The 25,153-nt window shown below is 44.3% G+C and carries 22 protein-coding genes; 6 read left to right on the forward strand and 16 right to left on the reverse strand.

Translation table 11 applies throughout. From position 1 onward, the window contains the following. Positions 1-8 precede the first annotated feature (8 nt). The 3 genes from L3V30_RS07235 to L3V30_RS07245 form a co-directional block, all read right to left on the reverse strand. The gene (locus tag L3V30_RS07235; protein ID WP_005394487.1) at positions 9-1,565 is read right to left on the reverse strand and encodes a Re/Si-specific NAD(P)(+) transhydrogenase subunit alpha; all 1,557 of its coding nucleotides are present in this window, start codon (positions 1,563-1,565) and stop codon (positions 9-11) included. A 435-nt stretch (positions 1,566-2,000) separates the two neighbouring features. Continuing rightward, positions 2,001-2,282 (reverse strand): HlyU family transcriptional regulator, encoded by a 282-nt coding sequence (locus L3V30_RS07240; protein WP_005394488.1) that lies wholly within the window; start codon positions 2,280-2,282, stop codon positions 2,001-2,003. Positions 2,283-2,323: 41 nt separating this feature from the next. Then, positions 2,324-2,692, reverse strand: coding sequence for a late competence development ComFB family protein (locus L3V30_RS07245; RefSeq protein ID WP_085343796.1), 369 nt, complete (start codon positions 2,690-2,692; stop codon positions 2,324-2,326). 254 nt (positions 2,693-2,946) lie between these two features. Between L3V30_RS07245 and L3V30_RS07250 the strand changes: the two genes are divergently transcribed. Further along, positions 2,947-4,185: a GGDEF domain-containing protein gene (locus L3V30_RS07250; protein ID WP_048625059.1), complete on the forward strand. Its 1,239-nt coding sequence runs from the start codon at positions 2,947-2,949 to the stop codon at positions 4,183-4,185. A gap of 24 nt (positions 4,186-4,209) precedes the next feature. Here the strand turns inward: L3V30_RS07250 and L3V30_RS07255 are convergent, their stop codons facing one another. Both L3V30_RS07255 and L3V30_RS07260 read right to left on the reverse strand, forming a co-directional pair. Further along, the gene (locus tag L3V30_RS07255) at positions 4,210-5,202 is read right to left on the reverse strand and encodes a Solitary outer membrane autotransporter beta-barrel domain (protein WP_237308599.1); all 993 of its coding nucleotides are present in this window, start codon (positions 5,200-5,202) and stop codon (positions 4,210-4,212) included. Next, complete coding sequence (locus L3V30_RS07260; RefSeq protein WP_074190148.1) at positions 5,199-6,158, reverse strand: diguanylate cyclase; 960 nt, start codon at positions 6,156-6,158, stop codon at positions 5,199-5,201. The genes L3V30_RS07255 and L3V30_RS07260 overlap by 4 nt, the downstream gene beginning before the upstream one ends. A 273-nt stretch (positions 6,159-6,431) precedes the next feature. Between L3V30_RS07260 and L3V30_RS07265 the strand changes: the two genes are divergently transcribed. After that, positions 6,432-6,869 carry a DUF3069 domain-containing protein gene (locus tag L3V30_RS07265; protein ID WP_005394495.1) on the forward strand — a complete coding sequence of 146 codons (438 nt, stop codon included), beginning with the start codon at positions 6,432-6,434 and terminating at the stop codon, positions 6,867-6,869. Positions 6,870-6,940: 71 nt separating this feature from the next. Here L3V30_RS07265 and modC read toward each other — a convergent pair whose 3' ends face one another. The 4 genes from modC to L3V30_RS07285 form a co-directional block, all read right to left on the reverse strand. Further along, a complete protein-coding gene (gene modC, locus L3V30_RS07270) occupies positions 6,941-8,047 on the reverse strand; it encodes a molybdenum ABC transporter ATP-binding protein ModC (protein ID WP_237308600.1) in 1,107 nt (368 codons plus the stop codon). Next, positions 8,047-8,733, reverse strand: a complete 687-nt coding sequence (modB, locus tag L3V30_RS07275) for a molybdate ABC transporter permease subunit (RefSeq protein ID WP_005394498.1) — start codon at positions 8,731-8,733, stop codon at positions 8,047-8,049. The genes modC and modB overlap by 1 nt, the downstream gene beginning before the upstream one ends. A 27-nt stretch (positions 8,734-8,760) precedes the next feature. Further along, the gene (gene modA / locus L3V30_RS07280) at positions 8,761-9,516 is read right to left on the reverse strand and encodes a molybdate ABC transporter substrate-binding protein (protein ID WP_104970717.1); all 756 of its coding nucleotides are present in this window, start codon (positions 9,514-9,516) and stop codon (positions 8,761-8,763) included. Between the two features lie 69 nt (positions 9,517-9,585). Further along, positions 9,586-11,037: a cobyric acid synthase gene (locus tag L3V30_RS07285; RefSeq protein ID WP_237308601.1), complete on the reverse strand. Its 1,452-nt coding sequence runs from the start codon at positions 11,035-11,037 to the stop codon at positions 9,586-9,588. A gap of 155 nt (positions 11,038-11,192) precedes the next feature. Here L3V30_RS07285 and L3V30_RS07290 point away from each other — a divergent pair, with 155 nt between their 5' ends. Both L3V30_RS07290 and L3V30_RS07295 read left to right on the forward strand, forming a co-directional pair. Continuing rightward, complete coding sequence (locus tag L3V30_RS07290; protein ID WP_085343791.1) at positions 11,193-11,567, forward strand: NirD/YgiW/YdeI family stress tolerance protein; 375 nt, start codon at positions 11,193-11,195, stop codon at positions 11,565-11,567. Between the two features lie 153 nt (positions 11,568-11,720). Further along, the gene (locus L3V30_RS07295; RefSeq protein WP_237308602.1) at positions 11,721-12,257 is read left to right on the forward strand and encodes a hypothetical protein; all 537 of its coding nucleotides are present in this window, start codon (positions 11,721-11,723) and stop codon (positions 12,255-12,257) included. 113 nt (positions 12,258-12,370) lie between these two features. Here the strand turns inward: L3V30_RS07295 and L3V30_RS07300 are convergent, their stop codons facing one another. From L3V30_RS07300 to L3V30_RS07310, 3 genes are all read right to left on the reverse strand, one after another. Then, a complete protein-coding gene (locus L3V30_RS07300) occupies positions 12,371-13,054 on the reverse strand; it encodes an ATP-dependent zinc protease (RefSeq protein ID WP_054867620.1) in 684 nt (227 codons plus the stop codon). 11 nt (positions 13,055-13,065) lie between these two features. After that, a complete protein-coding gene (locus tag L3V30_RS07305) occupies positions 13,066-14,253 on the reverse strand; it encodes an amino acid aminotransferase (RefSeq protein WP_048625063.1) in 1,188 nt (395 codons plus the stop codon). Between the two features lie 155 nt (positions 14,254-14,408). Continuing rightward, a complete protein-coding gene (locus tag L3V30_RS07310) occupies positions 14,409-15,266 on the reverse strand; it encodes an AraC family transcriptional regulator (RefSeq protein ID WP_053808398.1) in 858 nt (285 codons plus the stop codon). A gap of 120 nt (positions 15,267-15,386) precedes the next feature. On the opposite strand from L3V30_RS07310, the gene L3V30_RS07315 reads away from it, so the two are divergent. Then, positions 15,387-16,772 (forward strand): MATE family efflux transporter, encoded by a 1,386-nt coding sequence (locus L3V30_RS07315; RefSeq protein WP_237308603.1) that lies wholly within the window; start codon positions 15,387-15,389, stop codon positions 16,770-16,772. Between the two features lie 84 nt (positions 16,773-16,856). Here L3V30_RS07315 and nrdG read toward each other — a convergent pair whose 3' ends face one another. Together nrdG and nrdD are read right to left on the reverse strand one after the other, a co-directional pair. Further along, a complete protein-coding gene (nrdG, locus tag L3V30_RS07320) occupies positions 16,857-17,327 on the reverse strand; it encodes an anaerobic ribonucleoside-triphosphate reductase-activating protein (RefSeq protein ID WP_182036281.1) in 471 nt (156 codons plus the stop codon). A gap of 84 nt (positions 17,328-17,411) precedes the next feature. After that, complete coding sequence (nrdD, locus tag L3V30_RS07325) at positions 17,412-19,532, reverse strand: anaerobic ribonucleoside-triphosphate reductase (RefSeq protein ID WP_237308604.1); 2,121 nt, start codon at positions 19,530-19,532, stop codon at positions 17,412-17,414. A gap of 309 nt (positions 19,533-19,841) precedes the next feature. Between nrdD and L3V30_RS07330 the strand changes: the two genes are divergently transcribed. Then, positions 19,842-20,708, forward strand: coding sequence for an endonuclease/exonuclease/phosphatase family protein (locus L3V30_RS07330; protein ID WP_074189625.1), 867 nt, complete (start codon positions 19,842-19,844; stop codon positions 20,706-20,708). An 83-nt stretch (positions 20,709-20,791) separates the two neighbouring features. On the opposite strand, the gene L3V30_RS07335 is transcribed toward L3V30_RS07330, so the two are convergent. Both L3V30_RS07335 and L3V30_RS07340 read right to left on the reverse strand, forming a co-directional pair. Further along, positions 20,792-21,847 carry an efflux RND transporter periplasmic adaptor subunit gene (locus tag L3V30_RS07335; protein WP_104970722.1) on the reverse strand — a complete coding sequence of 352 codons (1,056 nt, stop codon included), beginning with the start codon at positions 21,845-21,847 and terminating at the stop codon, positions 20,792-20,794. Continuing rightward, on the reverse strand, positions 21,844-25,152 hold the full coding sequence (locus tag L3V30_RS07340; RefSeq protein ID WP_237308605.1) for an efflux RND transporter permease subunit: 3,309 nt from the start codon (positions 25,150-25,152) through the stop codon (positions 21,844-21,846). The genes L3V30_RS07335 and L3V30_RS07340 overlap by 4 nt, the downstream gene beginning before the upstream one ends. Position 25,153: the final 1 nt, after the last annotated feature.

Below are 25,153 nucleotides of genomic sequence, written 5' to 3' on the forward strand. Positions count from 1 at the left end.
TGTAACTCCTATTTATCTTTGCGGAACATTTCAAGCATACGCTTGGTGACGGTGAAACCACCGAAGATATTGATGCTGGCGATCAATACAGCAATAAAGGATAGGAATGAAACGACCCCATTACCTTGCCCAATTTGCAGTAATGCACCAACCACAATAATGCCGGAGATAGCATTCGTTACCGACATAAGCGGAGTATGAAGTGCATGGGTAACATTCCAAACCACGTAGTAGCCGACAACACAAGCTAAAACAAATACAGTAAAGTGAGAAAGGAACGCTGCCGGCGCAACCGATGCAATCCAAGCAAAAGCACCTACTGCCGCGGCTACACCAATAATTTTCTTCGTTGGAGAGGTAGGTTCTTCTACTTTAGGCTCTGGTTTCGCAGGTTGCTCTTGTTTCACTTGCGGCTGCGCTGAAACCTGGATTGGTGGCGCAGGCCATGTAATTTCACCTTCTTTAACCACGGTGACACCACGGATAACAACATCTTCGAAATCAATATTGATGTTACCGTCTTTTTCTTTACACAGCAGTTTTAGAAGGTTAACAAGGTTTGTCGCGTAAAGTTGAGAAGATTGCGTTGGCAAACGGCCGACCATGTCAGTGTAACCAACAATTTTTACGCCATTATCTGTCATGATAACTTGGTCTTTCACTGTGTATTCACAGTTACCGCCATTAGCAGCTGCCAAGTCAACAATAACACTGCCCGCTTTCATACTGTCGACCATTTCCTTGGTGATCAGCTTCGGAGCAGGTTTGCCAGGGATTAGTGCCGTTGTAATTATGATATCAACATCTTTAGCTTGCTCTGCGTATAACTCTGCCGCTTTTTTGTTGAAGTCATCGGACATTTCTTTTGCGTAGCCGTCACCAGAACCAGAGTCTTCTTGGAAATCCACGGTCAGGAACTCTGCTCCCATGGACTCAACTTGTTCTTTCACTTCTGGGCGAACGTCAAATGCACGAACAATAGCCCCTAGGCTACCAGCAGCACCGATTGCAGCCAAACCAGCCACACCCGCACCCGCGACCAATACTTTCGCTGGTGGTACTTTACCGGCAGCTGTAATTTGACCTGTAAAGAAACGACCAAACTCATGAGCTGCTTCAACAACCGCACGATACCCAGCAATGTTAGCCATCGAAGAGAGCGCGTCTAAGGCTTGTGCACGAGAGATACGAGGAACGGAATCCATGGCAAGAACGTTAATGTTCTTACTTGAAAGTTGTTCCATCAACTCTGCGTTTTGAGCAGGCCAAATAAAGCTAACAAGTGTTGCACCATCTTGTAGTAGTGCGATTTCGTCAATGCCTTGTTCTTCATCTACGATTGGCGCATTAACTTTTAGAATAAGACCAGATGCCCAAACTTCTTCACTAGAAACGATTTTCGCACCAGCAGCTTCATAAGCAGCATCATCGAAACTCGCAAGCACCCCCGCTTGGGATTCAATCGCGATATCGAATCCCAACTTTATTAACTGCTCAACCGACTTCGGCGATGCAGCTACTCGCGATTCACCCGCAAGTATCTCTTTAGGTACACCGATTTGCAAAACGCATACTCCTTGTATACATATCAATAAATTAGTCCCAAAACAGAGCTTCGCTCTACTCTAACTCTTTTTTATTTCTATCTGTTTACCACGCAAGACAATTGCAAACGAAAGATGGTGTTTGGGGCCACCCATTTGCACAATAACACCTTGACTAACAGCCCTGTTATTATTCTGTTTGTATCGAACGCGTCTCATTACTTCAAGTGTTTTGTAATTTAAATACTAAATTTCATTACATATAACGCTAAGTAATGAATGATTGTCGCTCTGAGCACGAAAAATAACAACGCCATGCCTTACTAGACTGAGGTCTAACCAGATCATAATTAAATGCTGACTTAACAAACATTTAAGCTCTAAAAAAGAAAGAGCCATCAGCATATACACTAATGGCTCTTTTTAAGATGATTGGAATCAAGTTGCGGTGAATTGTTAGTCGAAGATTTTATCGCCCATTTGATCGATAAACATTTGAGATTTCTTCAACATAAGTTCATTGGCATCTTGTTCCGAGCCGAGCAAATCTGAACGAATAAATCGATGCGTTTTCACTTCATCGTCGTATTGCTTTTCTATTCGACCAGCAATGCGGTATTGCCCACCCTCTGAAAGGCTCTCTTGGTAAATAAGGAAACCTTTGTACTCAACTGGTTCCACAGTTTTTACTTCAGCAGTCTTTTCACTACCACCAAACAAACGCGAAAAAAATCCCACGGTTCCTCCTTGGGTAAGCTCATCGATAGATTAAGCTTGTATCACTTAATATTGACATTGAGGATTGGTTTTTCATACCAGTCCAATTCTTTGTCTTCATCATAACTGGTATGGGTAAAAATTACAGGTACATCATAATCTCGGTTTTTACGCCGGTCTTCTTTCACCATTTCTGCCGCGTTTTTCACCGCGATATCTGCACTTTGCTTAAATTGGGTGAGCTTTTGTTCCGGAAGCGAAGATAGAAAATCAATATCATGACGAATATAGACAGGTTTAAGCTGAATAAGTGCAAGGCACGCAATATCTGCGAGCTGCTCGTTGTTATACTGCTCTACAAACTGAGGCAAACTGAGCACTTGTCCAACAAGTGTTTCCATGTAGTTATGCACATCTGAACTTATCTGCATTGGCAAATCTCCCTTGTTCTATGAAAACAAGTATAGCAACGACTTGTTTATAACAACTTATTGATTGCTCTTAATTTAATCAATCTCTCTCTTTTTGTCGTAATGTCTCCCAAAATACTTGGGAAAATGAGCAAATAGACGTATTCTTGCTAGTTCTCGAAGCATGAAAATCGATAGCAGATTAATATCTATATTGATGAAACGCTTAACCTAACCAATTATATAATCAACTATTTTCAGGCAATTTGTAATAGATGTCCTCATCATCAATGACTTCATCAGGCTTTCGATTCCTTTTCCCATTTATGTTGCTGGGATTAGTGAGTTCGAGCATGAACAACATCATTCAGATGACTCAGTCAAACTGGGGTATTGCCGCAAATTTGCCGTACATACTGTTAGGCTGTGCACTGCTCCTTTGCTATTCATTTAAGCAAGGTCGGGAGTCAATGGTGTGCTTAGCGATGTTACTGGCCTATTTCGTGATACAGCACAGGCTACAAGTCCCACTTCAAAGTGGTACAGCCTTACTTGAGCTGACCATTTTAGCCACGCTACTTCCTGTTTCTTTTCTTGCGGTATTTTTGTTTAGTAAAGACGGTTTCGACTCAAGAGCCATGTTTACTTACCTCTTGATGTTAACGATGTTCGTTCTTTGGTCTTACCTTACGTTAGCGTATTACGTTGAAGGTGGGTTTGAACAATGGACAAGCGGCATTTTATTTATCGTACCTACGGTTTCTAAACTGCCTTTTATTCTAGTTTTATATTGTGTGGGTATTGTCTGCTTCCTCGGTATTCTTGTTTTAAAGAAGAATGAAATCATCCATGCGATGACCTACTCTGCAATGGTGCTGGCGTCCGCGACGTTCATTTTCTTTGATGTGCAATACATATCTAGCACCATGTTTACGCTAACGGGCTTGCTTATCATTATTTATGCAGCCTCTGCCAGCCATCAGTTGGCTTTCACAGATAGCTTAACGCGTATCCCGAGTAGACGCGCACTCGACCTTGACTTAAAACACATGGGCAAAAAGTTCACGATCGCAATGCTTGATGTTGACCACTTTAAAAAGTTTAACGATACCTACGGTCACGATACGGGTGATGACGTATTAAAAATGGTCGCTTCGCGTCTAACTAAAACTCCCGGTGGCGCAAAAGTATACCGGTTTGGCGGAGAAGAATTTACCATCGTCTTTAAAGGTAAGTACGCAGATGAGTGTAAAGAATTTTTAGAAGAAGCACGTAAATCCATTGCAGAGTATGAGATGATTTTACGTGATGAAGAATCCCGCCCAGATAACCATAAACAAGGCCAAAAAAAGCGTGGTAACGACAGTTCGAGGAGAAAGTCAGTCTTTGTCACCGCAAGTTTCGGAGCGGCCGACAGTAAAAACGGGCAAGCACCTCAGGACGTGATTAAGTTAGCGGACGAAGCGCTTTACAAAGCGAAAAAAGCTGGACGCAATTGCGTGAGGCTTCATTAATACCCCAGAGCGAAAGTTAGCTGACTAATCTTGATTAAAGAACAAGACTAAGCTTCCTCCTTTTAACGCACTGCCATAATTGATCGTTAATCCGATCCCGATATTATCTATCCAATCGGAGTCAAATGGTGGTGTCATTAACCATCCAACACTGGCTTCGTAGTAGTGCACAGTATTCATGGGTTTTCTTGTATCACCACCAATATCAACTCGATTGAAGCTCGAATACACTGACTGCACAGTATCTCCAATGTGGGTAAAATCATAAAACACCTTTATTCCATTGACCCAATACCAGCCTTCCGGATTGCCAATATCACCATTATTTGCTTTACCCCAGCCAGTGCCATAAAAATAGTGAGGAGCCGACCAGAGGTACCATTTCCCCCACGATTCATGCTCTAGGTATTTAAGCTTTGTGTTGACTTCTCCGACAACGGCCCAAGCACTGGTGTTTAGGTATACACCTTCTAGAAATGGTTTTAGGTCATTCAGTGCATTACTACGATAACTATAATCGTTTTGATAGTACATTAAGTGTGAGCCGATTGCGCCGCTAAGCGTTAGTTTGTCTGTGAGGTATTTTTCTCCAGCAAACTCAATATATCCGCCCATGACTAACTCTTTACTTTTATCTGGAATCTGTCCTTGTTGGTCTACATACACATCTTGCTCTGTACTTAAGGCATAAACTCGGCCATTTAATAGATAATGAGTTTTTATTCCCTCTTGTTCAAACAAATCAAAACTAAATGGTAGCGTTGATACTGCGATCTTCTTTCTGAGATCAACCGAATCTTGAGTACCAATGTCTTCGTTATCTATGTTGAAGTATTCGTTCGGATCGAAATCATGAAATCCTACCGTAAAGACATCGCTATCTGACAGAACGATCCCAATAGCAAAGTTCCTTTTATACTCTTTTTGTATCTGATCTTGAATCGAATTAGCCTTAGAACATAATGAAAAAAGTGACAGTGTAGCTAAGGCGTAACTATTGATAACAGCTTGTTTCAACTTGCATTTACCACCGTATGTGTATTTCTTCCTAAAGACTTTGAGGTATACAGCGCTCTATCCACCGTCGCATACAAATCAGACTGCTGCTCTTTTCCCGTCGGTTGAAAAACAAAAACACCTTGTGACACTGTCACCCTGCTGGACACACTAGAATACTCATGTGGGTAATCCAGAAAGTACATGGCCTCTTGTATACGTTCTGCTTCTCTCTCTGCGGTTTGGGCGTCTGTGCAACCCAGTAACACCACAAACTCTTCTCCGCCATAGCGCCCTACGTATTCGCCAGAGCGACAAAATGTTGCTTTAAGTTGGTTCGCAATGGCTTGCAAGCAACGATCTCCTTCTATATGACCGTAATTATCATTAAACGGTTTGAAAAAATCGACGTCCAATAAAATCAAAGCCATTGGCATGTTGTGACGGCCATGCCATGCAACCATCGATTCTAACTTATGATCGATATAACGACGGTTATAGAGTTTGGTTAAGCCATCTTCATTCGCTTGCTGGGTCAAAAGTTGGTTCACTTTCTCCAATTGAGCTGTCGCTTGTTTAAGCTCTCGTCTCATATGGGCAATACGCTGCATTGCGATAAGCTTAGAGTTCAGTACGAGTTTATCTACGGGTTTAATTAAATAATCATCACCGCCGGCCTCTATGGCTTTTGCAATCATTTCTGGCTCTTCGTGACTGCTCAGGAAAATTATTGGGATCCAGTCGGGAAAGGTTTCTCTGATATGAAGAGAGACTTCAAAACCGTTCATATCTGGCATCGATATATCGAGTAATACCAGTTCAGGATCAAAACTCTCGTAGGTGTTTAGTGCTTCTAGCCCACTCCCCACCGCTTTTACAATATGTCCAAGTTGCTTAAGACGAATAGCCAACTGCATCCTGTCTAGCTGAACATCGTCAACCAGGAGGATTCGCATTGATGTCCCTGTCGGTTGCATAACGCGTTCCATTTCTTATTTTGTCTTTATTAAACATATACCATACTCATAGAGTTGTTGCATTCGACTCATAATTAAGTGCTATATTTTTGTTTAAATATCACGGAATCAATTGTCTATAACGATTACACTGAGAATTGCCCTACCAAAACATGACCAACGAACGTTAGTTCAATAAACTCACGTGTTCTGGTCATCTTACGGACACATGGGTATAGCTATTTGATGCATTTGGTATTAATATTCCCGCCTTTTTGTAATGAGAGACACACCATGTCAGAAGCAACTAACAGCGAAAGCAAAAAAATCGATCTAGCAACCATTTCTCCTGAACTACGTAAAGTTATTGAGTTTGACGAAGTTCCAGAGCAAATGTTCGAAATGGTTACCTCTATCCATGAAGTGTCTGAAGAAGCAGTGCGTGAGTCTTGGGACGAAATGCCTGCAAGTGCTCAGAACATTCTAGATAACTTCGAGCAATTTCATGCTCTAGTTTCTGTTGGCCAAGCATTTGCTGGTATCAACGTGATGGAAGAATTCCCTACTCTTAATCTGCCAGAAAACATGACAGATGAAGATAAAGAAGAATACCGCGCTCAATTACTTGATAATGTGCTTCACAACTGCGTGAAAGACATGGTTAAGCAACTTAAGAAAGCACGTCGCGACCCACTTCTTAAACGCGAATTCAAAGAAGTGTTCGCAAAATAACGTTTTTCCGACAAAATAAAGGCCGCGTTTGCGGCCTTTTTTGATCATTAAGCGTGCGTAGCTTTAAATGATTAATGCGGCGCTAATGCCACGTCTTTCTGCGTGACACTGACACCTTTAATTTGTGCGAATACACTATCACCTGCCTTTAAGTCGAGATCATCAAGCGCCCAAGGTGTTATCGTTGCCCACAAATAACATCCCTCATCTAGCTTTAGCGATACATTAATACTCTGTTTATCATCAGCCGCGTTAAACACCTCGATTGAATCGACAGTCGCAGGCAGGATATTTCGAATAGAAGTCGCCTTAGGTTGCTCTAGCGTAATAGAAACGTCGTTGGCACGCACTTGTAAGCGAATTGGCGTCTCTGGCTCACCATCAATCTTTTGCACCCATAGTGATGCATTAGGTGCAAGGCTGACACAAGTCAGCGCATAGCGCTCATGATGCTCAGCAATTCGGCCTTCAAATAAGCTGCTTTGATCCGAGAAAGACTGCCATGGACGCATAGCATGAGAAGCCCACACGTCTTCAAGCTTACCTGAACTCGTAATTTTACCTTGGTCAATAATTGCAAGGTGCTGAGCAAGCCTTAAAATTTCTTGAAGACTGTGCGTGACATAGATAATAGGGATATTTACCTTCTCCGATAATTCCTCCAGAAATGGCATCACCTCACGTTTTCTCGGCATATCAAGCGACGCAAGTGGTTCATCCATCAAAAGCAAGTTGGGTTTTGATAGTAATGCTCGTGCAATCGCAACACGTTGCTTTTCACCACCAGACAGTGAGATCGGGAAGCGCTTTAGTAACGGTTTGATAGACAAGAGTTCGGTGACTGCATCAAAGTACTCGTCATCTTTTTCTTTAACGCCATACAACAAATTGCCTTGAACCGAATAGTGAGGAAATAAACGTGAATCCTGAAACACGTAACCAATACCGCGCTTGTGTGTTGGTAAGTTGATCCCCTTTTCACTATCAAACAAAACGTTATCACCAATCGCAACATGTCCCTGTTTTGGTGCAACTAATCCGCTGATGATATTAATTAACGTAGTTTTTCCCGCACCAGATCGCCCAAACAAAGCGCTAATTCCGTTACAAGGTAACTCAAGTTTGATATCGAAATCAGTATCACCAAGCATTTGTTTAAATTGAACTTTAATCGTCATTACTTCGCACCCAATCGACTTGCCGCTTTACGATTTAACCATTCAGAGATCATTAATGTAGACAAAGCTAACGCGATAGAAATGATACATAGGCGAGCCGCCTGCATTTCCGCGCCTGGCGTTTCAATAAAGTTGTACATTGCCAGTGGAATCGTTTGGGTCTCTCCCGGAATGTTAGAGACGAAACTGATCGTCGCCCCGAACTCACCAAGACTACGAGCAAAAGACAGCATCGTCCCAGTAATAATTCCGGGAATGGTCAGTGGTAACGTAATGGTGAGAAAAACTTTTAAAGGAGAAGCGCCTAACGTTGAAGCGGCATGTTCCAGTTTTGGGTCGACGTTCTCTAAACTTAACCGCACAGACCGAACCATCAAAGGCAAGGCCACGACAATACAAGCGACTACTGCTCCTTTCCAATTAAAGCTAAAGACTAGCCCTACATGTTCATAGAGCCACTTTCCAAGAAACCCTTGCCGCCCAAGAGAAATCAACAACAAATAGCCGATAACCACTGGCGGCAATACCAGTGGTAAATGAATTAAGCTATCGAGGATCGATTTACCGAAGAACGTTTTTCGAGAAAGTAGCCAAGCAAGAAAAACGCCGAGAGGAATGAGCCAAAGTACTGCGTACGCGCCCACTTTGAGGCTTAACATTAAGGCTTGGTATTCCAGTTCTGTCACGCTTCGTTCCTATTATTGAAAGCCGGTTTATTGCTGAAAGCCATATTGAGCAAAAACGCGTGCGGCTTCGTCCGATTTTAGGTACTGGAAGAACTGCTCGGACTCAGTAGAATCATTCACAACTGCAGCCGGATAAACAATAGCCGCATGCGTATCACTCGCAAATTCACCGACAATTTTGACTTTGTCGGTTAACTGCGCATCGGTTTTGTAGACCACGCCTAAAGGTGCTTCTCCACGTTCAACCAACGCCAACGCTAGGCGCACATTCTTTGCTGGTGCGATTTGAGTTTGAATCTCTTTCCATACACCCAGTGTAGTCAGTGATTCTTTCGCGTACATACCAGCAGGCACTGACGTCGGATTGCCTAACGCAAGGCGATTTCCATACAATGCCTTCTCCCATGCTGTTGCATCAGAGAAGTTAAATGAGGTTAATTCTGAAGACTGAGGCGCAATCAACACTAAGCTATTGCGCACCAAGCTTGTGACATTGTCACTAGAAATAACGTCTTTATCGACCAAATAATCCATCCATTTAGTATTCGCAGAAATGAATATATCCGCTGGTGCGCCGTTGATAATTTGTCGAGCGATAGAAGAAGAGCCACCATAAACGGGAGTGATAGAAACGTCATACTTTTCTTCAAAGTTTTGTGCGATTTCGTCGATCGCATTCGTCATCGAAGACGCCGCATATACTTTGAGGTTCGTAGCTGCGTTAGCTGAAAATGAAATGCTTAATATTGCCGCGAGGCAAGCATGCGTTTTCCATGCTTTCATAGAGAAACTCCAATACAAGGCAAGCGAAAGAACTGGTTATTTGGGTATAACGTTCAATCTGTAAATGTGCTATTTAAACAAAAAATCAAGGTTCATATGTTGTTCTATCGCATCTGCAATACGATTAATTCCTTGCTCCTTTAACTCTTCAAAGTCTTGTTGTTTGATTTGAGTGCCGTTTACCCACTCTGACACCAGGCTTAAGACATCTGCCTCATCAAAGAACCCGTGAAGGTAGGTTCCCATGATTTGGCCACACTTGCTGATAGCCCCCTCTGCTTCATCGGAACTCAATGTAAGAGGTTGAACGCCCTGCACTTCACTTTGTCCTACGTGGATTTCATAACCCTTTACATTGGCTGTTTTGCCATTAAGAGAAAGCTGTGCTTGTGTATTTGTAAGCTGTTTGCTGTTAGTTAGCGTCGTGGTGATGTCTAGTAAGCCAAGCCCTTCGCTTTGACCCGGCTGGCCTTCGACGCCATTTGGATCATCAATCAAGTTTCCAAGCATCTGGTAGCCACCGCAGATACCAATCACTTTTCCACCAAGACGAATATGACGTAAGATATCTTTATCCCACCCTTGGCTTCTTAGATACTCTAAGTCGTCTCTAACTGATTTGGTCCCAGGCAAAATAACAAGATCGGCTTTATCTATTTTCTCGCCTTTGCCTACATAACGTAGATTGATGTCGGGATTCAATCGCAACACATCAAAATCAGTATGATTACTAATCCGGGTTAAAACAGGCACAACGACATTCAGTTTTACCTCAGAGTGCAACTCTTGCTGCGCGGTGATCGCGTCTTCTGCTTCTAAATTCAAACCATGAAGAAAAGGAAGCACGCCGAGTACAGGTTTGCCTGTTTTTTCTTCTAGCCAGTCGAGGCCCGATTGCAATAAACGAATATCACCTCGAAAACGGTTGATAACAAATCCTTTTACTCGCGCTTGTTCAGATTCAGAAAGTAACGCGAGTGTTCCGTACAAATGTGCAAACACACCACCACGATCAATATCAGCAACAATGATCACCGGAACATCAGCGGCCTCCGCAAAACCCATGTTCGCAATATCGCCTTCTCGTAAATTGATTTCAGCAGGACTCCCTGCGCCCTCGATCATGATCGAATCAAATTCTTGAGTTAGACGGGAGAAGGAATCTAACACCGTGTCCATCGCAACTTTCTTGTAATCATGAAAGCCAGCCGCATCCATATTGGAAATTGCCTTGCCCTGCAAAATGATCTGAGCACCTGTATCACTATTGGGTTTAATCAAAACCGGATTCATGTGCACGGTTGGCTCAATATTACACGCCTGTGCCTGAACTGCCTGAGCTCGACCTATTTCACCGCCATCTTTGGTTACCGCACTATTTAGTGCCATGTTTTGTGGCTTAAATGGGGCAACGTTTATCCCTTTTCTCGCTAATACACGGCATAAACCTGCCACAAGGACACTTTTTCCGGCATCCGAAGTGGTGCCTTGAACCATTAAAGATGGGATCACTGATTTCATGAACATTTGTAAGGAATAGAGGAAGATGAACAATCATAACGTCATCGTCCCCACTTACTCAAGCAAATGAATAGAATATGAATGTTGAAATCATCATTGGTTCAAACAAGCTCTGTTTTAATGAACCCATCAAAACAAACCGATGAGGATGTAACATGAAAAAGAATACAATTATCGCAACAATCGCCGCCTTAGTTATTGCTCCTTCTATCGCGTTCGCGAAAGATCACGCTCAAAACCAATCAAACTTGCAGTTTAATGGTCCTGTCACTGTGGAAAAATTGGACGCCTTGCTAAACGACTCCAATATGTTTACTGAAAAAGATGTAGTCGTTGAAGGTAACTTATTACGTCAAGTTCGCGCGGATAAGTTTGTCTTTAGCGACGGTTCCGGTGAAGTGATGGTGGAATTCGATGACGATATTCAGCTAAACACTCCGATTGATCACACGACTAAAGTCCGTCTGTTTGGTGAATTTGAAGGCGGAAATAAGCCAGAAATTGAAGTCGAGCAACTGGTGATCATGTAAAACAACCCCGATTGCTTTGGATATCAGCATGATGTGGTGAGCACTACAGCTAAATGGTGACGGCAAGCACTTAAAATGATAGCTTTATCAATCTTGGTCTGCTTTTTGCAGACCATTTTTTTGTTCATTTTAATCATCTTGCCCGGAGACACCATGCTAGGTAAAGCTCTAAAGGTTGCAGCCTTTGGTTTGTGCGCTGTTTTGCCACTTTCCGCACATGCAAATAATTTCAACTACAACACGATGGAATTTCGCATGGGCACTAGCCCTGGTACATTTGGTGGCGAGTTCAATACCTACTTTACAGAAAACACCCACTTCATTGCTCGCGCAGACAGTGAGTTTAGCGGAGACTGGGACATTGCTGGTGGTATTGGCTTTAACGGCCCAGCAGGCCAATTTGCAGATATTTATGGCCAAATGTTGGTACACAACATGAAAGAAAACGGCAGTGATAAAGTGGGTGACGAGTGGCGCACTGAGGTGAATATTGGTACTCGTATTTGGTTCATGCAAAATGTTGAGCTACATGCCCGTATCGGTCAAATAATGGATAACGACGATTCCAATACCGTTTATAATTTTGGCGCAAGATTCCACTCTACTCAGCAACTATCACTTGGCGCGGATTTCAAAAATAATGGTGTCTATGGCCAACAAATTGTGATGTCTGCTCGTTTTGCATTTTAATTAAGTAACTAAGCAACTGCATTAACAAGTGTGTGATTCAATAAAAATGGCCTCCGGTTTCGGAGGCCATTTTTGTTAAGTACAGATTGTTAGCCGGAACTAGTAATAAGGCATTAATTTTTGCCGGATTTTTTAGGTTTATCTTGGACATACTTTTTCGATACATCCACAACGGCGATATCTCTAAAAAAGCTTCGACCAAGTAAAATTGGAAACTTCATATGCCCACGCTCAGCTAACGTAAACTCAGTCTTTTCTTTGTGGTCACCGACGGTAATATACGCTTTTACTACCGCTCGTTTATCCACCTCTTCTGACGATGACTGCTTGATTTTAGCCCAGCGCTCTACAGGTACTTTAAACTCTTTAGTTTCTTTATCGCCCAAGTCGATCTTAAACTGAACCCAATCTTTACCATCACGCTCAAACGGAACAATGTCTGTCGCGCTAATTGATGATGTTGTCGCCCCTGTATCGACCCTAGCTTTGAAGGTTTGATCAATTTCAGGAACGTAAACCCACTCTTCAGAACCAAGAATCAACATGCCGTCTGGTGTCTTTGTCACTTTGGCTGGTTTTGTCGGTTTTGGCTCGGGCTTTTTCTCAGGTTTTACTTCAGGCTTAGGCTCAACCTCAGGCGTTGGATCAACCTCTGGTTTCACTTCTGGCTCTACTTTGACAGGTTCTTCGACCTTCGGCGACTCAGGCTCAACAGGTTCCTGCGTCGTTTGAGTTGACGTACAAGCAATTAAACTGCCGCTCATCATAAGCGGCAGAATCAGTTTCCAGTTTTTCATCCACACTCCAATTAAGCTTGAGATACTTTCTTAATTGCGTCCGCTACGTATGGAATATGAGTTTCGGTAAGTCCAGCGATGTTAATTCGACCATCGCCAACACCATAAATGCCATAATCTTCACGCAGTTGCGCCATTTGGTTTTCACTAAAGCCTAGCACAGTAAACATGCCTTTGTGACCCTCAATGAAGTCAAATTGATCGGTATTATGGTTGTTTCTCAATTCGTTACACAAACTTTGACGAAGACTAACCAAACGATGTTGCATTTCACTCAACTCTTGCTTCCAAACGGAAGTCAGGTTGTCATCTTGAAGAATCGTCTTAACCAAAGCCGCTCCATGATCGGGTGGCATCGTGTAAGTAGAACGCGCTAACGTAAGTAACTTGCCTTTTGCGTTGGCCACGTCTTGCATGTTCTTACCAACGACAATCGCCGCACCTGTGCGCTCGCGATATAGGCCAAAGTTCTTCGAACATGATGTCGTAATTAACATCTCTTCAACGTTATCTGCCATGAAGCGAAGCCCTTTTGCGTCTTCCTCTAAGCCATCACCAAAGCCTTGGTAGGCAATATCAACAAATGGGGTGAAACCGTTCTTCTGTGACAATTCCGTAATGGCTTGCCAAGCAGAAAAATCGATATCTGCGCCTGTTGGGTTGTGACAACAACCATGCAGCAATACAACATCGGAAGGTCCTGCTTTCGCAAGGTCATCCATCATTTTTGCAGTGTCTACTTGTTTCGTTTCTGGAGAAAAGTAATGGTAGAACTTAACTTTAAGACCTGCCGCTTCCATCACTGGTTTATGGTTTACGTAGCTAGGGTTTGAAATCCAAACCGTCGTATCTGGCTGTGCGACCTTCATCAGGTCACCTAACATACGCAGCGCACCACTTGCACCTGGCGTTTGAATGGCTGCAACACGATCCATTGCTGACGTTCCCGTCAGTAGCAAATCGATCATGCTTTTATTAAATTCTTCGCAACCCGCAAGACCAACGTACGATTTGGTTTTTTGAGTTTCAACAACGACATCCTGCGCCATTTGAATGGCTTTCATGATCGGCGTTTCGCCTGCGCTGTTCTTATAGACGCCAATACCAAGGTCAACCTTGTTTGGACGGTCATCGTTACGGTATGCAACGGATAGAGATAAAATAGGATCTAATACGGGAGTTGGGAGATTAGAAAACATGAAAGTCATAACCCTTTGAAATTCAAGTACCGAACCTCACGTTAACACCATCGCAAAAAATGGCGAAATGATTTTTCACTTATTTCATCAATTAGAGAACAAAATTCTGGGTTACGATAAGTTTTGTGCGCTCTATCGGTTATAAAAAGAACGATTCACTCCTCAATATACCAATCCACTCTTCCGTTTTTCCTAAATTCTCTTGGCGTCATGCTCGACCACGCTTTAAAACGTGTACTAAAGTTGGCACTAGTTGGATATCCGACTATCTCTCCAATATGTTGAATCGGCCATTCTGTTGAACGAAGTAACCTAGCAGCGTATTCCATGCGCATACGTGTTAAATGTGCCATCGGGCTTCGACCAAACTGCTTTTGAGTCAGACGGTGCAAATGTGGCTCCGAACATGGATATAAAGCTGCCACTTGCTCGACACTCCAATCCTTATGGAGCTGACGCTGGACAAGATCGAATACGCGCCGAAGCCTCAATTGGCTGCGTGATATCGACTCTGAGGGCGGCATGTTTAACATCAGCTCTAACTGAGCCACGCTATGTGCACCAACCGCACCACCATAATCAATAGGAAGATTAATACTGCGTAACAACGTTTGGATACACGCATACATCACCTCAGGTGCAGATGTGAGCTGGTAACTAATATTACTCTCTATCATTGGCCATGCTCTATCAGGAGTAAGAAAAAGCCATGCGATCTGCCAGGGTTCCTCTTCCATACCAAAACCGTTTTCAACACCTGCAGGCACCGTGATCAACGAGCCAGGCTCCAAATCATATCGACACGCCCCACTTTCTAACCAACCTTTACCGCGCACGGTGTAAAGCAGCATGTGTTTTTTTTGGTTTTTACGATAAACAGAGAAGAAGTCACGACAGGTTGCAATTCCGCACTGCACAATGCCTCTCTCCTCCAATGCCAGTACTCGACTGTGATCAATAAACTCTTGATAGGTTTTTTCTGAAATCGCGTAGCGTTCTTGTTTATCTTCCATGATTTATTGGCTCACATATACACTAGTGGAGAGTTTTACAAAGGTTTTGGATGCCTTTGAAAAATACACCGCCAAATCATAGGGATAAACTACTCGCATTAATCTTTAAGGAGAAATGCGATGCTCTTAACACGCGAATACATCGATAAAGCATTTTGGCAAAAGCTGATTTCGATTGGCCTTCCTGTTTCACTTCAATCCATGCTTTTTGCGTTACTCGGCGTCGTGGATATTTTCATGGTGAGCCAACTCGGCGAATCCGCCACTGCAGCCGTTGGAGTCGGAAATCGCATTTTTTTCTTTAACCTTGCAGTCATTTTCGGTCTTTGCGGTGCAGTAACAGTGCTGGCTTCTCAATATTACGGTTCAGGGAACCTGGCAGGAATCCGCAGAACATTGGCGCAATCTTGGTGTATTTCCATTTTAGTGACGCTGCCGTTTATTATTCTCTACGCGATTTTTGATAAAGAGATCGTCTCTTTCATGTCAGACGATCCTGAATACGTCGCTTATGCGCGTGATTATCTTGTGATTACGGGCTTTAGCCTCATTGCAACCGCGATAGTGGTGCCAATAGAAGCGGTATTGCGCGCCGTAGGCCAAACCAAACTGGCAACCAACGTCAGTGTCTCCGCGATTGTCGTGAACGTCGTGCTTAATTATGTTTTGATTTTCGGTTTATTCGGCTTCCCTCAATGGGGCGTATTTGGTGCAGCCGTTGGCAGCTTTGTTTCTCGATTTTTCCAAACGGCAGTGTTGATTTACTTTTTCTGTAAACGCTACGCATACCTTATTCCGACCAAGTTCGATTGGGCGAAAGGCCGTTTAAAGCAGTATCGTCAAAAATACTTTAAGGTTTCTCTACCCATGTTGGTCCACGATGCGCTCTGGACTGGTGGGCTGATCGTTTTCAGCATCATCTATGGTCAATTGGGCGTTTCAGAACTTGCGATCATCTCATTCTTATCCCCGATTGAAGGCGTACTGATTTCAACCTTTATGGGATTTGCGGTCGCTGCATCCGTTCTTCTTGGGAATGATATTGGCGCAAAACATTATGATCGGGTCGAGAAAACGGCGTGGTGGTATGTGTTAACCAGCGCAATCTTAGCCACCTTATTGTTTTTCCTAGTGTGGTTGAGCTCGCCTCTGATTCATCATCTATTGGTACTGAGCCCATTAACCGATGCAGAAATGGCACTCAACGTATGCTTAGTCATGGCGCTGGGTATGATTTTGAGAGTTTTTAACATGGTAGGGATTGGCGGCGTACTAAAGAGCGGCGCAGATATTCGCTACAGTATTTTCATTGATACGTTTGGTCAGTGGGCTATTGGTATTCCCCTTACCTATTACACTGGTATGGTACTCGGGTTGCCTTTGCATTTTGTCTTGATGTCTCTGCTAGCTGAAGAATTTGTGAAAGGCGTACTTACGACTTATCGTATCCAATCTAAACGTTGGATAAATAATATGGTCGAGGATGACCAAGCGGTGACAGCGTAACTGGAAATACACTAACGAACTCACACCAAAAGGGCTCACACGTTATGCACGTGTGAGCCCTTTTTATGTTTGGAGAATACTTGATTAAATATCCGTAAAGCGATGAATGATTTGATTTGAACTGCCACGCCATTCGAGATTGAGATCTTTCTTGTCTTGTTCAAACTTACCATCAATCAAAACATCGATGTGTTGCACCACTTCTCTTTGCGCGTCATCCAGTTCAGCCAGCGTGTAGCCTGTCCAAACCCAGATGTCTTTACCGGGACACTCTTCTCTCACCCTTTTCACGATCTTTAAAATATGAGGCACATTAGCAGGATGAAGCGGATCTCCGCCCGACAACGACAAACCGCGACGTTTAATGCGCGTGTCATTCAAGTCATTGATGATTTTGTCTTCCGCTTCTTGCGTGAACAACACACCCGAATCTAAGCGTTGCGTCGACTGGTTATAACAGCCACGACACTGATGTACACAGCCCGACACAAACAATGTGCAGCGCGTACCCGGTCCGTTAACAACGTCAATTGGATAATATTGGTGGTAGTTCATAATGCGTCTCTTTGTTATCGCGAAAAAGAAAACCAACCTAAAGCAGGTTGATTTTCAAAGTGTTGAATCGAGTGGTAATTAACCTTATAGGTGTTTCACTCGACGTTTAACTTCTTCTTGTTTGCCGAAGTTAAACGGACGTGCATCTGGGCTGCCCAAGTAGCCACATACGCGACGTGTCACCGACACTTTGGTTGAATCGTGGTTGCCACAACTTGGGCAAGTAAAGCCTTTGCTTGTACATTCAAACTCGCCGGTGTAACCACATTCGTAACACTCATCAATCGGAGTGTTGGTTCCGTAGTAAGGAACGCGGGTGTAACTGTAGTCCCACACGTTTTCTAGTGCTTCTACATTACGTTGCATGTTCGGGAACTCACCGTAACAGATGAAGCCACCGCTTGAGATTTCCGGGTAAGGCATCTCGAAGTCGATCTTATCGTAAGGGTTAACTTTCTTCTCAACATCCAAGTGGAAGCTGTTGGTGTAGTAACCTTTGTCTGTTACGCCTTCAATCAAACCAAACTCTTTGGTGTCGATGCGGCAGAAACGACTACATAGGTTTTCACTTGGTGTTGCGTACAAGCTAAAACCATAGCCAGTTTCATCAGCCCATTGGTTCACCGCATCTTTTAGATGTTTGATGATCGCGACCGCTTTTTCACGCAGTACGGCATCATCGTAAACGTGCTCTTCAGTACCAAACAACGCGTTGATAGTTTCATGCACGCCAATGTAGCCTAGAGAAATTGACGCACGGCCGTTTTTGAAGATTTCTGCAATCGAATCGTCTGCTTTCAAGCGCACACCACATGCACCTTCCATATATAGAATTGGTGCAACGCGCGCTTTTACGTTCTCTAGACGAGAAATACGTGTTTCTAGTGCTTTACGAGCAAGACGTAGACGATCATCAAGCAGTTCATAGAACTTCGCTTCGCTGCCTTTTGCGCGAAGCGCGATACGTGGCAAGTTCAAGCTAACTACACCAAGGTTGTTACGACCTTCATGGATAAGTTCGCCATTCTCTTCGTAAGTACCTAGGAAGCTACGACAACCCATCGGTGTTTTGAATGAACCCGTTACTTCCACGACTTTGTCGTAGTTAAGAATGTCTGGGTACATACGCTTAGACGCGCACTCAAGCGCAAGTTGCTTGATGTCGTAGTTTGGATCTTCTGATTTGTGGTTTAGACCGTCTTTAATACCGAACACCAATTTAGGGAATACGGCGGTTTTACGGTTTTTGCCAAGACCAGCGATACGGTTTTTCAAAATCGATTGCTGAATAAGACGAGACGCCCAGCTTGTACCAAGACCAAAACCAAACGTTACGAATGGGGTTTGCCCGTTCGCCGTGTGCAATGTGTTTACTTCGTATTCCAGAGATTGGAATGCGTCGTAACACTCTTTCTCTGTGCGCGCTTTAGCAAACTCTTCTGGCTCAGCAATGTTCCACTCTTTCGCGATTTCTAAATGCTTTTCATAGCTCGTGATGACGTAAGGTTCTAACACTTCGTCAATACGGTTGATAGTTGTACCGCCATAAATATGGCTAGCCACTTGAGCAATAATTTGCGCCGTTACGGCAGTCGCAGTTGAAATCGATTTAGGCGTATCGATTTCTGCATTACCCATTTTGAAGCCGTGCGTTAGCATGCCTTTCAAATCGATAAGCATACAGTTAAACATCGGGAAGAATGGGGCGTAATCCAGATCGTGGTAGTGAATGTCACCCACTTCGTGTGCTTGAACCACATCTCGAGGCAGGATGTGCGTTTTCGCGTAGTGCTTCGCCACGATACCCGCTAAAAGGTCACGCTGAGTTGGGATAACTTTGCCGTCTTTGTTCGCGTTTTCGTTGATCAAATCAAGGTTACTTTCTTCAATCAAACCCTCGATTTCACGAGTTAGTGCACTTTGCTTTTCACGCGCGATGTCGCGGTCATGGCGGTATTCAATATAAGAACGTGCTAGGGCTTTGTAAGGACCTTGCATGAGCTCATTCTCGACTAAGTCTTGAATCTCATGGATGTGAACTTCATCGTGATCTTTTAGCTGTAACTCGACAGCAAGAGCGACATTAAGAGCATAAATGGCGACATCTTTATCTTTGTTTTCCGCTGCCGCTTCAACTGCTGCTTGGATACGATCCCTGTTGAACGGAGCTCTTGAGCCGTCACGCTTGATTACGATTGGTTTCACTTTCTTCTCCTTACCCCAGCATACTCACAGAGTTATCCACAAACACACTATATGGGGTTATTTTTTATTCTGCTAACACAATATATTGTGGCGTATTTAACGAAAAGCACCACTTGAAAACATTGATTTTGATCAATAAAGATCGGCTAGCGGACAAGAACAAATCGATCTTATTGGTACTGATCTCAGTTGAGAAGAAAACCATGAAAATTGCAAAATTGGTACGAAATCTACTTGCTTTTTTTAGAGCGCTTATAGGATAAAGGTTGGAAAGGAATACGCTAAAATCCAGGAGTGAAACAAGCCAATATGCGATCACTATTTGTTACTGCCTTATTAATTTTTAGTTCAACGTCACTTGCTCAAAACTCCATCAACTTAACCAGTTGGAATATAGAATGGCTATCTATAAATGGAGGTAAGGTTTCGAGAACCAGTGACGATTTCGTCAAACTCAATCAATATGTGGATAAAACTCAAGCCGACATCATCGCCTTTCAAGAGGTCGACTCCAAAGCCGCCGTTCAAAAAGCCGTAGGCGATGGCTACGCGATTTACCTCTCTGATCGAGCTCAATCAAACAATAAGCACCTTCAGTTTTCTGATACCAACCAGTACACCGGTTTTGCTGTGCGCAAAGACATTGAAGTGTCTGACCCAGCAGACTTCTCAATCACGCGTGGTAATAGCAAGTTGCGCTTTGCCAGCTACATCGTCGTTAACCCAAACCAAAAGGACGAGCTTCACCTGCTCTCTGTGCATTTAAAAGCTGGATGCAGCGGAGCATACAAAAACAACCGCAATTGCCAAACATTGAGCCAACAAGGAGAAGCACTTGCGAAATGGATGAGCGAGAGAGAAAAGAAAAAGCAACAGTACGCCGTAATGGGCGATTTCAATCACAACTTGTCGTATCAACGTGATTGGTTGTGGGCGATCATGACGCTTGGTAACGATGCACAATTGGTAACGCGAGATACCAAAGCGGATTGCAAGGTTCGCTCAAATAAGAACCCAAGAAAAACACACCAATTCCGCTCTTTGATTGATCACATTATTGTTAGCCCGCAAATAAAAGCGAAAAACGCACATCAAACGCTGTTCAGCTCACAAGATGTTTTGGATTACAAACTGAGTGACCATTGTCCTGTAAACGCAACGGTAACGCTTAACTGAACGAACAAAACAGCCCAGCATCATGCTGGGCTGTTTTATGTTGTTTGTTAGATAGTAACTAGTTAACAAAAGAAACCGTTCTATCAAAGCGCTCTTGGATTCAGCAGTACGACGTCACCCTGCTTCAACCCCGTTCGCACTCTCCCCAACTCTCCAAGCTGAATAAGCCGAGTTTCTACCTCACCGCTGTCTTGCACCACTTTTACGTAGTCCAATTGGCCAACTTGGTAAACCGCCTCTTTTGGCACGCGAAGTACGACATCGTCGGTCAAGGTCAACGCGACTTTGGCGTATGTACCTGGATAGATAGCCGTTGGCGGCTCAAATTGAAGCTTTACGGTATAACTACGCGAGTTGGCATCTGCCGACGGCGTCACTTCTTTTACAGCCGCTTGCGCATTGAGATTGTAAGACGGAAAAACAACGTCCACTTCTTTATCGTAAGTCACATAAGGCATGACAGACTCAGCAAAGTTCACCTCTATTTCCAACGAGTTTGGATTGTACATTGATAAAAGCAAAGCCCCCGGCGTCGCGGTATCACCTTTGTTGATGGGCTTTTGCGTGATCAAGCCATCAAACGGTGCAGTAATGATGCTGTAGCCAAAGGTCGTTTCCGCCTCAGAGACCGCCGCTTGCGCTTTATTGAAGTTGGCTTGTGCGGTTTGCAACGCACTTTCCGCTTGGTCAAATTGCGATTGAGGGATCAGCTTTTTGTTTAAAAGCGCTCTGACACGAGAAAACTCCTTTCTCGCCGCATTGAGCTGCGCTTGTGCAGAGGATAAAGCCTGCTCACTTTGACGAACTCGCGCGTCGAGATCATCGCTTTCTAGCCGCGCCAACACGTCTCCTTGCTTCACTCTATCGCCAACCTTCACCAATACCTCCATCACCGATGCCGTTAACCGTGCCGCGATATCGGCGTGCTGCTCTGCAACGACGACGCCCGGAAACTCTCGAACAACCGATTCGCTGGTTAACATCAGTTGATGTGTCTCTGCGTTATTTACATCAATCTGGTTGGTTTTCGCGTCATGTTCTGTCGGCAACTTTTCGGTAAAAAATCCAGCCATATAGAGAAAAAGAAGCGCGAGTATGGCAAACAGAATCACGCCTAACCATTTGGTATCTAATTTCATTTCTCTTCCTCCATCTGAGGTAATCCATGTCCTTTGGTGTTTTGGTATGCAAGGTTGTAAACCACCGGAACCACAAGCAGCGTAAAGATGGTCGAGGCGGTAATACCGAATATGATTGCCCAAGCCAAACCGTTAAAAATTGGGTCTAACGTAATCACGACGTTACCCAGTAACGTTGTACCCGCGGTCAGCAATATTGGCCGCATACGAACAACACCAGATTCAATCAACGCATCATGTAAACTACGACCTTCAGCCAGCGATTGCTGAACAAATTCAATCAAAACGAGTGAGTTACGCACCACAATCCCAGCTAGCGCAATCATGCCGATCATCGCGGTCGCCGTGAACAGAGCCGGGTTCGGGTAATTACCGATATCACTGCTTAACACATTCAAAATCCAGAACCCCGGCATAATCCCAATCACAGTCAGAGGTATCGCCAGCATGATGATGCCCGATACCGCAGGTAAACCAGTTTGAATCAACATCACCACAAATACGCCAAGCAGCGCAGCGCCATAAGCAATGCCTAAATCGCGGAATACGTCCACTGTGATTTTCCATTCCCCCTCACCACTCCAAACCACTTCGATGTTGTCTGGCACGCTCCAATTGACACCAGCGCCATTGCTCAAGTACGTGCGATCTTGCCAGTGACGATGCACATCTTCCGCGTGAGTTGTATCTTGGTCAGCCATCACATCGGCAATCACTTCACCCGGAACACGCCCAACTACCTCGGCGTAGACATACACAACAGGCTTGAGGTTTTTATGGAAAATCGGTTTGTCCGCTGCGCGTTTCACAAAATGACCGACTTCAGACAACTGCACGATAGGCTGAGGAGCATCCACAACAGCCCCATTGGATTCTACTTTTGCAATGCCCGGACGGCCTCGCACATAAAGCTGCTCTAGTTGATTCAGGTTATCTCTGTCTTCGCGTCGGAGCTGCACTTCGATAGGTAGTGGTTCCACTTCTCTTGGATCGGCGATATAACCGAGCACTTTGGCGTTCGCGGCGGTAATAAGCGTGTTATTGATATCAGCAACAGAAACACCAGACAGCGCCGCTTTTTCTTGATCAACGATGAATTGCCATGTTTCTAAATCACCTTGGATGCTGGTATCCACCTCAGAAACCAACTGTTCTTTGCGAAGCCTATCCGCGACTTTCTCTGCTTGGATCATCAGATCTTCATAAGATGACGCTTCATCACCGTAAACTTCTGCCGTAATGGTGGCGATAACAGGCGGGCCTGGTGGCACTTCGACTAGCTGCACGTCAGCGTCAAACTTATCTGCAATCTGCTCTAAATCCGCCCTGAGTCGTGTCACCAGTTCGTGTGATTGCATTGCGCGGCGATTCTTCTCTGCAAGAACGACTCGAAGCTCGCCTTGGTATGGTTCGCTACGCATAAAGTAGTGGCGCACCATGCCGTTGAAATCCATTGGGGAAGCGGTACCTGCAAAGCCCGACACACTTGTCACTTCCGGCACCGTCATTAAATAGTCCGTAAAGTTCGACAGCGCGTTGGAGGTATCCACAAAGCTTGAAGACTCTGGCATGTTTAATACCAATTGGAACTCATTTTTATTGTCATAAGGCAGCAACTTGAGTGGAACTAAGCGAAGTGCTGGCAACAATGCTGCCAAGACGAACAACAAGGCAACCAAACCAAGGAAAAGCCATGCTTTCTTGCGGCTTTCAAGTAGCGGAATCAACACACCACGATACAAACGATACATCGGCGAAGATTGGATGTCATAGTGGCCGTTTTCCTCAGCACCTTTGAGTAGCTTCTTGGCAAGCCAAGGCGTGATCATAAACGCGACAACGGTACTAAAGATAACGCTGATCGGAACGTTGAACGCCAGTGGCGCCATGTAAGGCCCCATCATCCCAGTGATAAAAAACATCGGCGTAAACACGATAACAATCGCGACCGTCGACATTAACAAGGCGCTACGAATTTCTGCCATGGCGAGAACAATCGCATTGGTTCGTGTTAGATTTTTTCGTTTGAGGTAGCGTTCAATGTTGTCGATACTCGCGATCGGATCGTCCACGATCAAACCTAGCGCCAAAATCAATGCAAAGAGTGTGACTCGATTGATGGAATAGCCAAATGCCAAGTCCATCCCGAGCGCGGCACCATAGCTAATCGGAATCGCGATACCAACCACCAATGCGCTTCGCCAGTTCAAGAACAAACCGACAAACACCACGACCGTTAGAATAGAGATGCCAAGGCTTGATACCAAGTTGTTCACTTTCGCATTCGCCGTTTCGCCATAGTCACGAATGACTGCAAATTGAACTTGTGGAGGAAACTGCTCGGATTGAAGCGCCGCCAGTTTATCCCGAACAGACTGAGCGACGTTAACCGCGTTCGAGCCTTTTTGTTTAGCGACAGAAATGAACACCGATGGGTATGCTTCATCGTGGTTTTTATCGCGATACCAAGTATCGGATGTTGCCTCACCTTCACCGTCGTAAATACGCGCGACATCTTTCAAATAAACGGGTTTGCCATTGAGCACCGCGATAACAAGATCGCCAACCTCTTCGGCGTTAGTCAGAAACCGTCCCGACTCCAATGTGTAATTTTGCCCGTTTACGCGAATGTTCTTGCCTTGGGTTTTGCTATTACTGAGCTGAATGGCCTGTTCGAGGTCATCGATGGTTACTTTGAAGTTTGCCATCGCAACGGAATCAAGCTCTATCTGGATTTTTCTCGGCTCACCGCCAATCACTTCCACCTTGTTGGTGGCATCCAATGATTTAATGCCTAACGTGGCTTGGTCTGCAATACGTCTCAACTGATGGCGATCGAGAATGTCTGGATCGGTGGAATAAATTGCGGCAACAACAATGGGTACATCATCGATTTCAACAGGCTTTACAAGCCAGTTAGTGACAGAAGGAGGAACTTTGTCTTGGTTGGAGTAGAGTTTGTTGTAAAGCTTAACCAGAGCATCTTCGCGGTTTTCGCCGACATAGAAACGAACGATGACTTGCGCAGCACCTTCCATTGACGAAGAATAAACGTATTCCACACCGTCAATTTGGCTAACAAGCTTTTCTAATGGTTCAGTGATTTGATTTTCGACTTGAGAAGCGCTTAGTCCGGGAGCCGAAACCAATACATCCGCCATCGGCACAACGATTTGCGGGTCTTCCTCTTTCGGGGTCAGCCACAAAGCCGCGGCACCGACCATAAGCGCGAGTAAAATCATGATCGGAGGGAAAAAGCTGTTCATCACGGACTGAACAAAACTTCGCTTTAGTTTGTCGGGCATC

Origin of the sequence: Vibrio sp. A1-1 (assembly GCF_021728175.1) — a bacterium.
Classification (GTDB): Bacteria; Pseudomonadota; Gammaproteobacteria; order Enterobacterales; family Vibrionaceae; genus Vibrio; species Vibrio diabolicus.

Excerpts from the sequence above, each read along its gene's own strand:
- L3V30_RS07335 (WP_104970722.1), bottom strand. The coding sequence starts at position 21,847 with ATGAAATTAGATACCAAATGGTTAGGCGTGATTCTGTTTGCCATACTC.
- L3V30_RS07315 (WP_237308603.1), top strand. The coding sequence starts at position 15,387 with ATGCTCTTAACACGCGAATACATCGATAAAGCATTTTGGCAAAAGCTG.
- modC (WP_237308600.1), bottom strand. The coding sequence starts at position 8,047 with ATGACGATTAAAGTTCAATTTAAACAAATGCTTGGTGATACTGATTTC.
- nrdG (WP_182036281.1), bottom strand. The coding sequence starts at position 17,327 with ATGAACTACCACCAATATTATCCAATTGACGTTGTTAACGGACCGGGT.
- L3V30_RS07260 (WP_074190148.1), bottom strand. The coding sequence starts at position 6,158 with ATGCAACCGACAGGGACATCAATGCGAATCCTCCTGGTTGACGATGTT.
- L3V30_RS07305 (WP_048625063.1), bottom strand. The coding sequence starts at position 14,253 with ATGTTTTCTAATCTCCCAACTCCCGTATTAGATCCTATTTTATCTCTA.
- L3V30_RS07295 (WP_237308602.1), top strand. The coding sequence starts at position 11,721 with ATGCTAGGTAAAGCTCTAAAGGTTGCAGCCTTTGGTTTGTGCGCTGTT.
- modA (WP_104970717.1), bottom strand. The coding sequence starts at position 9,516 with ATGAAAGCATGGAAAACGCATGCTTGCCTCGCGGCAATATTAAGCATT.
- L3V30_RS07265 (WP_005394495.1), top strand. The coding sequence starts at position 6,432 with ATGTCAGAAGCAACTAACAGCGAAAGCAAAAAAATCGATCTAGCAACC.
- L3V30_RS07330 (WP_074189625.1), top strand. The coding sequence starts at position 19,842 with ATGCGATCACTATTTGTTACTGCCTTATTAATTTTTAGTTCAACGTCA.
- L3V30_RS07290 (WP_085343791.1), top strand. The coding sequence starts at position 11,193 with ATGAAAAAGAATACAATTATCGCAACAATCGCCGCCTTAGTTATTGCT.
- L3V30_RS07310 (WP_053808398.1), bottom strand. The coding sequence starts at position 15,266 with ATGGAAGATAAACAAGAACGCTACGCGATTTCAGAAAAAACCTATCAA.
- L3V30_RS07300 (WP_054867620.1), bottom strand. The coding sequence starts at position 13,054 with ATGAAAAACTGGAAACTGATTCTGCCGCTTATGATGAGCGGCAGTTTA.
- L3V30_RS07340 (WP_237308605.1), bottom strand. The coding sequence starts at position 25,152 with ATGCCCGACAAACTAAAGCGAAGTTTTGTTCAGTCCGTGATGAACAGC.
- L3V30_RS07250 (WP_048625059.1), top strand. The coding sequence starts at position 2,947 with ATGTCCTCATCATCAATGACTTCATCAGGCTTTCGATTCCTTTTCCCA.
- L3V30_RS07245 (WP_085343796.1), bottom strand. The coding sequence starts at position 2,692 with ATGCAGATAAGTTCAGATGTGCATAACTACATGGAAACACTTGTTGGA.
- L3V30_RS07285 (WP_237308601.1), bottom strand. The coding sequence starts at position 11,037 with ATGAAATCAGTGATCCCATCTTTAATGGTTCAAGGCACCACTTCGGAT.